At 63.0% G+C, this 11,535-nt stretch carries 10 protein-coding genes and 1 pseudogene; 6 read left to right on the top strand and 5 right to left on the bottom strand.

The window, feature by feature from the left end:
• Positions 1–23: 23 nt before the first annotated feature.
• The 3 genes from ACFSM0_RS07690 to ACFSM0_RS07680 all read right to left on the bottom strand — a co-directional run bounded on the left by ACFSM0_RS07690 (position 24) and on the right by ACFSM0_RS07680 (position 1,178).
• Positions 24–194, bottom strand: a complete 171-nt coding sequence (locus tag ACFSM0_RS07690; protein ID WP_377388917.1) for a hypothetical protein — start codon at positions 192–194, stop codon at positions 24–26.
• Positions 195–380: 186 nt separating this feature from the next.
• Positions 381–758 carry a BRO-N domain-containing protein gene (locus ACFSM0_RS07685; protein ID WP_377388915.1) on the bottom strand — a complete coding sequence of 126 codons (378 nt, stop codon included), beginning with the start codon at positions 756–758 and terminating at the stop codon, positions 381–383.
• 81 nt (positions 759–839) lie between these two features.
• Positions 840–1,178: a BRO-N domain-containing protein gene (locus tag ACFSM0_RS07680; RefSeq protein ID WP_377388913.1), complete on the bottom strand. Its 339-nt coding sequence runs from the start codon at positions 1,176–1,178 to the stop codon at positions 840–842.
• Positions 1,179–1,533: 355 nt separating this feature from the next.
• Here ACFSM0_RS07680 and ACFSM0_RS07675 point away from each other — a divergent pair, with 355 nt between their 5' ends.
• Together ACFSM0_RS07675 and ACFSM0_RS07670 are read left to right on the top strand one after the other, a co-directional pair.
• Complete coding sequence (locus ACFSM0_RS07675) at positions 1,534–1,851, top strand: hypothetical protein (RefSeq protein ID WP_377388911.1); 318 nt, start codon at positions 1,534–1,536, stop codon at positions 1,849–1,851.
• 247 nt (positions 1,852–2,098) lie between these two features.
• On the top strand, positions 2,099–3,124 hold the full coding sequence (locus tag ACFSM0_RS07670) for a DUF2806 domain-containing protein (RefSeq protein WP_377388909.1): 1,026 nt from the start codon (positions 2,099–2,101) through the stop codon (positions 3,122–3,124).
• Between the two features lie 395 nt (positions 3,125–3,519).
• Here ACFSM0_RS07670 and ACFSM0_RS07665 read toward each other — a convergent pair whose 3' ends face one another.
• Both ACFSM0_RS07665 and ACFSM0_RS07660 read right to left on the bottom strand, forming a co-directional pair.
• A complete protein-coding gene (locus ACFSM0_RS07665) occupies positions 3,520–4,899 on the bottom strand; it encodes a tyrosine-type recombinase/integrase (protein ID WP_377388907.1) in 1,380 nt (459 codons plus the stop codon).
• A gap of 924 nt (positions 4,900–5,823) precedes the next feature.
• Positions 5,824–6,861, bottom strand: coding sequence for an aldo/keto reductase (locus tag ACFSM0_RS07660; RefSeq protein ID WP_377388905.1), 1,038 nt, complete (start codon positions 6,859–6,861; stop codon positions 5,824–5,826).
• Between the two features lie 175 nt (positions 6,862–7,036).
• On the opposite strand from ACFSM0_RS07660, the gene ACFSM0_RS07655 reads away from it, so the two are divergent.
• The 4 genes and pseudogenes from ACFSM0_RS07655 (at position 7,037) to ACFSM0_RS07640 (ending at position 11,513) form a co-directional block, all read left to right on the top strand.
• Positions 7,037–7,936: an AraC family transcriptional regulator gene (locus ACFSM0_RS07655; protein ID WP_377388903.1), complete on the top strand. Its 900-nt coding sequence runs from the start codon at positions 7,037–7,039 to the stop codon at positions 7,934–7,936.
• Positions 7,937–8,102: 166 nt separating this feature from the next.
• Positions 8,103–8,371 (top strand): annotated as a pseudogene (locus ACFSM0_RS07650) (IS5/IS1182 family transposase); the annotation flags it as partial.
• A 170-nt stretch (positions 8,372–8,541) separates the two neighbouring features.
• The gene (locus ACFSM0_RS07645) at positions 8,542–9,375 is read left to right on the top strand and encodes an alpha/beta fold hydrolase (protein ID WP_377388901.1); all 834 of its coding nucleotides are present in this window, start codon (positions 8,542–8,544) and stop codon (positions 9,373–9,375) included.
• Positions 9,372–11,513 carry a putative bifunctional diguanylate cyclase/phosphodiesterase gene (locus ACFSM0_RS07640; protein WP_377388899.1) on the top strand — a complete coding sequence of 714 codons (2,142 nt, stop codon included), beginning with the start codon at positions 9,372–9,374 and terminating at the stop codon, positions 11,511–11,513. Before ACFSM0_RS07645 ends, ACFSM0_RS07640 begins: the two co-directional genes overlap by 4 nt.
• Positions 11,514–11,535: the final 22 nt, after the last annotated feature.

The following is an 11,535-nucleotide window of genomic DNA, read 5'->3' as shown; positions in this document are numbered from 1 at the left end:
TTGAGGTATACCCTAGCGGCCCATCAGGAGGACCAAGAGACAGACAGGCCGGGAAGGTCGAGGATGCCCGCCCCTTTGCCCTCGCGGGTGATGCCGTAGCGGGCAGCGGGTGCTGTCTCGCCCTGGGCGAAGACCTCGAACCGACCAAGGCGAAGGGACAGATAGGAACGGGAAGCTTCGAAGCTGAACGTCATTGGGCTTGCTCCTGATGATTGGGCCGGGGGACTGCCCCCCGGTCACTGCCTTGGTGAGTCCCCGCGATGAAGCCGTCAAGCCATTGAAAAAATTCACATGTGGAGCATTCCCGCACATGGATGGGGTGCCGAGACCCCCTCGCCACCGGGGGACGTGCGCGGGCGTCAGATACTCATCTCCGGGTCTCAGAAATCTGCGACGGAATACTCCGAAACCCCATCCATCGCCTTGAGGACCAACTCATCCTCGCTCATCTCCCCGATGGCCACCTTCTCCTCGCCCTTGATGTAGCCCCCGTCTTTGCGGATGGAAGGAAGCACCGTCCCGGTGACCCAATCGCGGAAGGCCATGGCATCAGGCTTCCGACTTTGGAAGACGAGTTCGTAAGTGCCCGCCTCGGTGATGATCTTGTTCGGGCGCCCCATGGTTCCCGGCACCCGGTAATTCGAAACATTACCAATCTTCATGTTTCGGACTGCCTTAGATTGTGCAGGCTGGGAGAGACCCAATGCCTTGCCCACGTCAGCCGCAACGAACCACGGGGCGCCGTCGATCTGGACCACGCGGATGTTGTGGCCCTTGAAGGCACCCTCGCCCACCCAAACGGGGGGGACGCGTGTGGGCGTCAGGTATCTATCTCCGGGTCACAGAAATCTGCGACGGAATATTCCGAAGCCCCCGTCCTTGCGGATGGCGGGCAGCACCGTCCCGGTGACCCACGCTTGGAAGGCCTTGGCGTCTGGCTTGTCGCTCCGCAGGACGATCTTGTAGAGGCCGCTCTCGGAGACGATCTTGTTCGGGCGCCCCTTGGTCCCCGGCACACGATAGTTTTGAACTTCGATCAGATCGAGGTTTAAGGTTGCATCCGTGGTGTTACCCACAGTCAGGGCCTTGCACACATCAGCCGCAATGAACCACGGGGCGTTGTCGATCTGGACCACGCGGATGCTGTGGCCGTGGAAGTCGTAAAGGGAGGGGCTCACCTTCGCGCATCACCACGCGCACCTTCTGGCCCTTCAAGGCGAACGCAGGGGTGCCCGAAGGTTGGGCTGTGATGTCCTCGACGATCTCCGCATCGGGGAGGTGGCGGGGCGGGGATGCCTTCAACGGCACCGCAGCGGACAGCACCCCACCCCAACGGGGGATGCGCGCGGGCGTCAGATGTCTATATCGGGCTCTCAGAAATCTGCGGTGGAATATTCCGACCTTGGCGTAAGCCCCTGTCTTGCGGATGGTAGGCAGCACCTCGCGGGTCATCCTCAACGACGAAGGCGCAAAAGCTTGACGCATGGCCCGGCCAATGCTGCACTGCAGAGGTCACAACCTTGGAGACAAGCGATGGCAATGCGGATGACGGCCCCCTTTGGCGGTGCGGTGACACAGGCGTTCGAGATTTGGTCGAACTGGTTTGAGAATGTCGGGCAGATCGGCTTCATCAACATCGACCTAGGCCGCACAGAAGAACCCGAGCTTGAACGACGCATCTTGGATGAGGTTGGCAGCTACGGGCGGCAGATCGGGCGCATGTCGGAAGCCCTTGATGTGTTGATTGATCAAGCCAATCTGGACCGCACCAAGCTTAGCAAGGCGCAGATCGCGGCACTGAATGACTTCCGGGAGATGGTTGAAAGGGTGAAGCGCTGCAAGCAGCCGTAGCGGTCAAGGAAGGGAGCGCAGCGCCGGGAGCAATGCCAGAGGGCAATCGGCCCACTGCGGTCACTCGGCGTGGAATTTTTTTATCCTACATCTACCGTTCGCATTGAAACCACTCGACGATGTCACAAACCTCAACGCCTCGCCGCCCGTCTCGCCAACAGCTTCGAACAATGTTGCGGCAGATCTACAACTAACGCTATTGTGGTCATATTTATTGTGATTTGAGTTTCCGCCGTGGAGTCGACCCGTGGAGCAAGAGCCAACTAACCTTCCCGCACAGATTGCAGAAGCCATCGTTTCAATACCAAAGGGCCTGACGCCGGGGGTGATCAAGGCGCTAGATCGGTTGGTTGGTGCGACTGTAGACATTCCTGTGGCGTGGCTCCAACAGAAGAAAGCCAAAATCGACGCGCAAACCGAATCCTACAAACTCGTAGAAAATGCTATTGCTCAAGCTGTCGCGACAGGTGCTGCTGCAGATGAAGAAACCGCACAGCGAGCGATGAATGTTCTTGTCCGAAAGGAATACCGAAAGCAGGTCAATCGGGAGGCCGTTGCGATCGCAATGGTTGAAGACTTGCGCGAGCAGGCCACCAGAATCGGGGGGGCGGACCAAATCTTGCCATCAGCTGAACCGGATGAGGATTGGCTCAATGTATTCGAGCGGTATGCGGAGGATGCTTCAAGCGAACGCTTGCAAGGACTTTGGGGGCGGGTGCTTGCAGGCGAGCTTCGTAAGCCGGGCCGTTACTCGACAAGAACGCTCAGATTTCTCTCAGAGTTTTCACAGGCTGATGCACTGACTTTTGAGACCTTCTCAAAGTGCGCTTTTGGAGATAGCGCGCCAACGTCACTGGCAAAACTTTATGACGGCGCTAATATTCGACACCTCATCTACTTGGAATCGAGCGGGCTGATACAGGGCGTTTCGGGCGGCGGCCTCCAACGTAAGATCGCCTTCAATGAACAGGGCGCCTCATTCATGCTTGAGGGCGACCTCGCAATTGTCTTTAAGGGGGAGCCCAATTCTACTATTAGCCAAGACATAATTGCGTTGACGCCGCTTGGTCAGGAGTTGCTATCTCTGGTGCCAAGTCGAAAGCCACGCGAAGTAGCGAGGGCGGTCGCTCTTGCGTCTCGAGTTCCTAATATTCACGATTGCTATTTGGGTATACGCGTAAGGAATGACTCGGGGGAATTCCTTCAACCTCTCGAAGTGCTTTGGGTTAAAGAAACTGAACAAGAGCCTGTCATTGATGGGACATCAAATTAGTGCCACGAAACAGGCTGAGATCAGCGTAAGGAACCGAGGGCACAGAAATCTTTCGGCATCAATCTCGCGGAGTTCAAGAGGTGTGTCGAACGCAAGCTGTAGCATTGTTTAAAAGGATGGCCGCCTTATTTGACCTGAGGCAATCCAAGGCTGCGATAGTGCGCGAGCATTAAGGCCTAGCGCTTTGATCAGTTCGTCTCCGTCGTGATGGGCGGAGACCCAAATGGTATGTTGGTGTGACGCCGACGTGTCCGGAGGCACTACAGCAGCGTCCGCACGGCCTTCAGCTTTCTGCGCTTTGCTGCTGTTGGTGCAGGGCGCAGCGAATGTCGGTTCCCCGCCCAATGAGACCAATTAGCCTCCGCGATCAGATAGGCTTGGCTAGCTAGAGGCTCTCAACCCACCTTCACGGCCTCCACGCATTCCCGCATCTGTGCCCCTGACGAGGCCGCGATGTAGGACGCGCGGGTGACGTTCTTCTTGTCGGGAACGTGGCCGATCACGACCTTGATCACGGCTTCCCGGATGCCCGCCCGGTCGGCCTTGGTGGCAAACCAGCGACGGGCAGAGTGGAAATTGACCAGCGACCGCCGCACCCCTTCCCGTTTGTCATCCACGCCTACCGCCTCACGCCACCGCTTGAAGCGCTTGCCATAGGTGTCGCCGGGATTGGGTTGGTCGGCAAGTTCGTGGAACAGCCATTCCGTTCCACCCTTGCCCCGTCTGCGGCGCTCAACGATTTCCATGAGGTCGGGGTGAATGGGCACCTTGCGGGCCGCTGCGTCGGTCTTGCCTTGCTGAATGTCGAAGACCAGCCCAGCGCCGCTTTCCCCCTCTCGCACCTCCTCGACCCAGAGCGTCAAAGCCTCCGCCTGCCGCATGCCCGACAGCAGGCTGACTTTCAGCACATCGCGCATCAGTTCTTCGAATTCCGCATTCAGCGGGAAAGGCTTGTCGAGCAACGCCGCCACTTCGTCATCGGTGAAGGGGCGCTCGGTTTCTTGCCGGGAACCCCGCTCGACCCTTTTGCCGCGCTTCTCGATCTGTTGGCCATTCCAAGGCCATCCCATGTCGAGGGTGACACCGGACGGCAGCGTGACGTGCCCGCGCTGCGCCAAGAACTTCCAGTAAGAGCGAAGCGCGCTCAGGTGCTTGGTCTGCGTGGCCGGGTGCATCGGGTCGATGACCTCGGAAACGTACCGCCCAGCGCTGCGCCTATCGACCCGGTCGAGCTTCACCCGCTTTTCGCGGCACCATTGGGCGAACCGTCCGATCAACCCGCGCCGCTCATTCACGGTCTTCGCGGCAAGGCCCGCCTTGGCGAGGTACTCGTTCAAGTGGTGGTCAACATCGACCCGCCCAGCATAGGCGTCGTCGAAGGCTTTCCGCTGCGAAGGCTTGAGGGCATCGGACTCCGCCTCGGCGGCAAAGGCGATCAACTCGGCCTCCTCCTCGTCAAAGGCCTCCGCAAATGCAGCACGCGACAAAGCCCCACGCTCCGCAGCCGAAGGGGCCAGCTTCACGGGCGCGAAACCGGGCAACTCAAGGGCGGTTCTGGTTCCCAAGGCGATCTGCCGGAACTGCAGGTTCGTTGCGGCTTCGAGGTCATCCCGCAGGCGCTTTGCACGCACCACTTCGGAGGTCTGCAAATTCACCAGAAGCCAGTCTCTATCGAGGGCCGAACGGGCCGCTTTGGGCACCTGACGGCGAAACCACCAAGTATTCCCCTTGAGCTTCAACAGGCGCTCTCCACCCTTATCACTGATGCCCGCCATGACCGCTCCAAATCCCATGCTGACCAACGCATGCTGACCAATCCATGCCCCGCAAAGCCCTGAATATCAATAGAAAAAGGGCGCGAAGGTGATTTGGTTACTCCTCCCCTTGGCTCCACCAAACCTTCCATGCAAAGTGGCGGATAGATCTTCCATTAATGGCGGAGGATTGTCCATTTTTCTGGGAAATCTGCGCGCGTCAGGCATTCGAAGCCGGTGGGGGTCACTCTGCTGGCTTTTTGTTGCGCGGGGGGGGCTGGCGGCGGAAGTCCCAAAGGATCTCTTCTCCGTCCCTCATCCCGTCACGTTGACCGTGCGACCGCAGCGAAGCGGGCTCAGAGAGACCGGGCGATTTCAGTCTTTTTCGCGTGATTGACACCTAAAGGTTCATCCAGGCACTTGTGGGGCTCGAGAGGACGGAATGGGCGCGATAGCTTCGCGGCGTGGCCCGAGACTTAGCGATGTGGACGCGAAGGGAGTGGGGCGGAGTTACGCGGCGCCACTGGCGCCACGGTCCCTGGCAAGGGCCCTGAATGGTCTCGATCACCAGGGCGCACTTCCGCTTCGCCGTCCAACGTTTGATGCTGTCGTCCAAGGGGGGGCGGATCATGTGCGGGCGGTTTGGCGAGAGGGGAAGCTCTGATCCGAGCAAGTGATCCGTTTTCCGCGTTCCCAAGGAGGCGGCCCCCTGCCGCGGTTCGAACGAATTGCTACGAGACGCACGCGCAGCCCTGAGCAGACGGGCGTGCTCGGCGCGGCATGATGTGTTGATTGGCCCCAGGCGGAGAGAGCCGGCGTTTGACATTCCGCGGGCCGTTGGACGCGGGGTCCGAGAGCCAATGCGCCGACATCATGCCGAAGACGAGGCTTTTGGTCTGTCGGACAGGGGCCCGGCCCCGGATGCGAGCGGGCCCCTGCCTTGCCTCAGTTCTTTTGCGGGCGGAAAGCGGCGCGATATTCGGACTGACGTTCCAGCATCCAGCCTGGATATTCCGCGGGCAGCTTCGTCACCGCGTCGAGCGCCGCGAGATCTTCTGCGGAGAGCCTGACCGCTGTCGCACGGATATTATCCTGCAACTGATCGATCCGCTTGGCGCCGATGATCACGCTTGTCACCACCGGCTGATGCAGGAGCCAGGCGAGCGCGACCTGCGCGACCGTGCAGCCCTGCGCCGCGGCGATCTCGCGCATCACGGCGATGGTGGCGTTGCCGCGGTCGAGATCCACCGGAGGGAAATTGAAATTCACCCGGCGCCCATCATTTGCCTGGTTGCCGTCGCTATATTTGCCGGAAAGGAACCCCCCGGCCAGCGGGCTCCAGACCATCAGGCCAATGCCTTCGGCCTGCAGCATGGGCACGATCTCGCGTTCGAGATCACGGCCGACCAGCGTGTAATAGGCCTGCAGCGACAGGATCGGCGCTAGCTTTCGCGCATCGGCGATGCCGACCGCCTTGACGATCTGCCAGGCCGCCCAGTTGGACAGGCCGATGTAGCGCACATGACCCTGCCGCACGAGCGTATCGAGGGCTTCCAGCGTTTCCGTGATCGGCGTCAGCGGATCGAAGCCATGGATCTGATAAAGATCAATGTGCTCCATCTGCAGCCGCGCGAGGCTGGCCTTGGCCTGCGCCATGATATGCGCCCGCGATGCGCCACGCGCGTTCGGCCCCGCGCCCATCGGCCCCAGCACCTTGGTCGCAATCACCACATCGTCGCGCGCAATGCCGAGATTGCGGAGCGATTGGCCGAGAATCCGCTCGCTCTCGCCGCCCGCATAGACATTCGCGGTGTCGATGAAATTGATGCCGGCATCGAGGGCGCTTTTGACCAGCGTGTCGACCTCGTCCTGGCGCAACTGGCCGATCTGGCCCCACATGCCATCCGAGCCACCGAAAGTCATCGTTCCAAGGCAGAGCTCAGAGACCAGAAGGCCGCTTGGGCCAAGAGTGCGATAGCGCATGAGATGTTCCTTTCTGTCGGAGGGTTTTCCGGGGGAAAGTCGCCCCGGGACGAGGCAAAGATAGGGCAGTCTTGCCGGGCGGCGCGACGCGGATCCTCGCAAATCCTTGCACGATTCTCTCATCGGAACAGATTGAGGGCTGTGAAGCTTCCCGACAGGCGCTAGTTTGTGGCGCATGACCCCCGATCCCCTCACCCCCTTGCGTGACCAGATCGCCCGCCAATGGCAGGCGCATGGCCGTGAACCCCCCGTCCAGGGACTGGTTCTGACCTCTGTTACCGCCCCGACCGGGCCGATCCATGCCGTCTATCGCCCCTCGCTCTGCGTCGTCGCGCAGGGCGCCAAGACCAGTATGCTGGGCGAGCAAGCCTATCGCTACGAAGCCGGCAAATGCCTGATCGCGTCGCTCGAGGTTCCGATCCGGGCCGAGATCACCGATGCCTCACCCGAGCGGCCTTATCTGGCCTTCAGCCTCGCGCTCGATCCGGCGACGATCTCCGGTCTGCTGCTGGAACACGATGACCGTGACGATGCGCCCGCGCGACCGGCGCTTGCCGTCCATGCCTTCGGGCCGGAGCTGATCGATCCGCTGTGCCGGCTGATGGCGCTGTGCGACCGGCCGCGAGATATTGCGGTCCTTGCCCCCCTGATCCGACGCGAGATCACCTGGCTTTTGCTGAACGGGCCGATGGGGCCCGCGTTGCGGCAGATCGGTCTTGCGGGCAGCCATATTGCGCGCATCGGCCGGGCAATCGCCTGTATCCGGGAGGGCTTTACCGGGCCGTTGAGCGTGCAACACCTCGCCGATGTTGCGGGGATGAGCCCTGCCACCTTCCACCGGCACTTCAAGGCGGCGACGGCGATGACGCCGGTGCAGTATCAAAAACAGCTCCGGCTTCAGGAGGCGCGGCGTCTATTGCTGTCCGACAGCGCGGATGTCGCGCGGATCGGCTATGCCATCGGTTACGAGAGCCCCTCGCAGTTCAGTCGCGAATATCGCCGATTGTTCGGGGCGCCGCCGGGCAAGGACGGGCTGGAGATCCGCAATGGGCTCGCCCCCCGGCTCGACGCATGACGCCAACGGGCGTTGTTGCGAGACACTGACTGCGCGGGCTTTATATAGTGAAGCCATGTGGCTGGATGGTCTGCATGAGCAAGCGGTCCCCCGTCCGCCCCGCCCGCGATCGCACGACGCGCTGGTCCGGCGCTCCGGCCTTGCGTCGCCCGCGCGGGCGCTGTTGCTCTTGCGAGAACGTCTCGGGCAGATTCCTGCGGGCGAAAAGATCGGCACGCAGGCCGGTGATGGCGCTTGTGACACCCGCCGGGCCAGACTGCGATCATCGGGCGGCAGGCCACGGCTTTCATCCCCCGCCGCAAGAACGACCGGCCCTGAAAGGAGGATTGCCCGGCAGCAATGGCCAGAAACGCGACCCAACCTGCACCACGGCATCATGGCGGGGGCTTCAGGGCGTGCCGGGCGGGATACCACCTCCGAAGCCGCCTCGCCGCAACAGATCCAGACCGCCAAGCCGCCGCCCGGAGACGAAATCACGCCAGCCGCATCACCAACATGCGCAACAACACCCGTCGGTGTCAGATTAATTCTTTTTTCATGACAAATTTTCCTCCATAAGGTGTTTGGAGTTCAGGTGCCTCAACTTTCGGGGGATATGCGCAGCCATGCTCGACGATGCCTTGCACAACTTTTGTGAGATTGGCGCGGGCGAAGTGCCGCTGATGCTGGCGCACGGCTATGGTTGCGACCAGACGGTCTGGCGTGCGGTGGCGCCGCAGCTTGCGCCGCATTATCGCGTGGTGCTGTTTGATCACGCCGGCTGCGGGCAGGCGGCGGGCAAGCTTTATGACCGCCAGCGCCACGCCACCCTGCGCGGCTATGTCGATGACCTTGTGGTGCTGCTCGACCGGCTCGCGCTTGGCCCGGTGCGGTTTGTCGGCCATTCGATCTCCTCGATCATCGGGGCGCTGGCCGCAATCGAGCGGCCCGATCTGTTTGCCGCGCTGGTGATGATCGGCCCCTCTGCGTGCTACATCGACACCGAGGGGTATACCGGCGGCTTCACTCGCGAGACGGTCGAGGACCTGCTCGAGATGATTGACCGCAACTTTTCGGATTGGGTCACGGGGTTCGCGCCGATCGCCACGGGCAACCCCGAACGCCCCCAGCTGGCGAGCGATTTTGCGCAACGGCTGCGCCGCAACGACCCCGAGATCGCCTCGGCCTTTGCCCGTGCCACCTTTTTCGCCGATGCCCGCGCCGCGCTGCCGCAGTTGACGGTGCCAACGCTGATCTTGCAATCGCAAGACGACCCGATAGCCCCCGAACCGGCGGTCGAGTTCGTGCATCGGGCAATCCCGGGCAGCCGTCTGATACGGCTTCAAAGTCACGGCCATTGCCCGCATCTGAGCCATCCCGAGATCGTTGCCGAGGCGATCCTCGCAGGATTGGCAACCGGAGCCGAGGGGGCTGAGCCGTCGTCGGGCGCGACCCGGTGAGCCCGCCCGCGGGCGAGACGCGCGGCGGCTTTGGCGCTGCTGCCGACAGGGCACCCTGCGGCCTTGTCGAGATCGACGCCGCGGGCCTGGTGTGCGCGGCAAATCAGGAATTTCTGCAATGGGTCGGGCGCCCGCCCGAGGCGGTGTTCGGGCACGATCTGGCGCAATTGCTCTCGCCGGCGGGGCGGGTGTTCTGGCTGACCCATCTGGCGCCACAGCTGCGCCTGACGGGCCAGCTCGACGAGATTTCGCTGCCGTTGCCCGATGCCAGGGGCGGCGTGCGCCGCTGCCTTCTGAGCGCGCGACGGCTGGCGGCTTCAGAGGGCGCCACGCTGGTGCTGCTGGATGCCGGGCGGCGGCACCGGGTCGAGGACGGGCAGGCCCGGCTTGAGGCTCTGGCGCGGATGCGGGCGCATTGGCTGGGGCAAATTGAGCGCATGGCCGAAGTTGGCGCCTGGTCGTGGGACCCGGTGCGGCGGGTCTTTGATGCGTCCAAACAGGTGTTGCGCCTGCTCGATTTGCCCCCTCAGGCGGCGCTTGGCCTCCCCGATGTGCTCGACCGGCTCGCCTCCGGGCCGCAAAAGGCCCGGCTCGGGCGCTTGTTTGCCGAGCCCGAGGCATTGTGCGCGCCTCTCGATTTCGAGGCGGCGATCCTGACCCCGGAGGGGCACAGCCGGCAGATCCGCATTTATTGCGAGGCTTTGTGGGAGAAGGGCAGGGTGGCGCGCGTGCAGGGTGTGCTGGCGGATGTCAGCCGGGCCCATCACGACCGGCAGCGGCTGTGGCAACTGGCGCATCTGGATGAAGTCACCGGGCTTGCAAACCGGCAATGGTTCCGTTCGCGGCTTGCCGAGGCCTGCGCCGAGGACCGGGACCTCGCCCTGCTCTTGGTCGATCTTCCCGATTTCGGCGTGCTGGTTGACGACTACGGCGAGGAACGCGCCGATGCGATGCTGCGCGAGGTGGGAGAGCGTCTGGCCGCACGGATGCCCGCCGAGGGGCTGGCCGCACGGCTTTCGGGAGAGGAATTCGCGCTTCTGGTGCCAATGGAGGCCGCAAAAGCCAGGTCTGATACGCCTGACGGGCTCGCGCAGCGGCTTGCCGCAGAGGTGCTGGCGGCCCTGCGGGTGCCGCTGGCGCAATCTGGTGCGGCGGTGCAGTTGCGCGCATCGATCGGCATGTCGACGCGGCCCGTTGATGCACGCGAGGCCGAGGCGCTCTGGGGCCGGGCCAAGGTCGCGCTCAGCGAGGTCAAGCGGGCCGGGCGCGGTGGCGCGGCTTTTCTGCGCGGGGCCACCCTGGCCGCGGCAGAGGCCCGTCGTGCGGCCCTTGCAACGGTGCGGGAGGCCGACAGGGAAGGCCGGATCGAGGCCTGGTATCAGCCGAAGATCCGGCTTTCGGATGGCCGCGTCACGAGCTACGAGGCCTTGGCGCGCATAAGGGGCGCAAATGGCGGTGTCAGTGGCCCGGGTGACTGGTGGGATGCGTTCGACGACCCCGATTGCGCCGCGCTGATAGATGCCGCGGTGTTGCGCCGCGTGCTCGCCGATCTCTCCGGGGCGGGCGCGCATCTGGGCAAGGTGGCGGTGAATGTTTCGGATCACAGCCTGCGCCGGGCCGATTTCGTGCCCGATCTGCTGACCCGGATCACCTCCGCCGGGCTCGCACCGGCGCAGATCGAACTGGAGATCGTCGAGACGGCCCTGGTTGGCCAGCGCACCGAAGACCTGATCGCCGCGTTCGCGCGGCTGCGCGCGGCTGGGGTGACGATTGCCCTTGATGATTTCGGCACCGGCTTTGCCTCGCTCACGCATCTGCGCGACCTGCCTGTGGACCGGATCAAGATCGATAAATCCTTCGTGCTCGGGGTGGCGGCACAGGGGCGCAACGGGCCGATTTTGCGCGCGATCATGGATCTGGCGCGGGGGTTGTCGCTGGCGACCGTGGCGGAAGGGGTGGAGACCGAAGAGGCGGCAGGCCTGCTTCTGGACCTTGGTTGCGACGAGGCGCAGGGGTTTCGCTTCGGTCGGCCGCAGCCCCTTGTGCAGATCGGCGGCGGCACGCGCGAACATCTGCCCGGTCACGCAGGTGATTCCGCGAAAAGCGTCACTGCGGTCATCGGTGCCGAGACGCATTGAAACCTTGGCATTCAGGGCCAGC

Source organism: Rhodobacter lacus (genome assembly GCF_042683065.1).
In the GTDB taxonomy this organism is placed as follows: domain Bacteria; phylum Pseudomonadota; class Alphaproteobacteria; order Rhodobacterales; family Rhodobacteraceae; genus Rhodobacter; species Rhodobacter lacus.
This window is presented reverse-complemented; position numbering and strand designations above follow the sequence as displayed.

What these genes read in the sequence shown, in the direction of transcription:
- ACFSM0_RS07690 (WP_377388917.1), bottom strand. Translation starts at nt 194, where the DNA reads ATGACGTTCAGCTTCGAAGCTTCCCGTTCCTATCTGTCCCTTCGCCTT.
- ACFSM0_RS07675 (WP_377388911.1), top strand. Translation starts at nt 1,534, where the DNA reads ATGGCAATGCGGATGACGGCCCCCTTTGGCGGTGCGGTGACACAGGCG.
- ACFSM0_RS07665 (WP_377388907.1), bottom strand. Translation starts at nt 4,899, where the DNA reads ATGGCGGGCATCAGTGATAAGGGTGGAGAGCGCCTGTTGAAGCTCAAG.
- ACFSM0_RS07660 (WP_377388905.1), bottom strand. Translation starts at nt 6,861, where the DNA reads ATGCGCTATCGCACTCTTGGCCCAAGCGGCCTTCTGGTCTCTGAGCTC.
- ACFSM0_RS07655 (WP_377388903.1), top strand. Translation starts at nt 7,037, where the DNA reads ATGACCCCCGATCCCCTCACCCCCTTGCGTGACCAGATCGCCCGCCAA.
- ACFSM0_RS07645 (WP_377388901.1), top strand. Translation starts at nt 8,542, where the DNA reads ATGCTCGACGATGCCTTGCACAACTTTTGTGAGATTGGCGCGGGCGAA.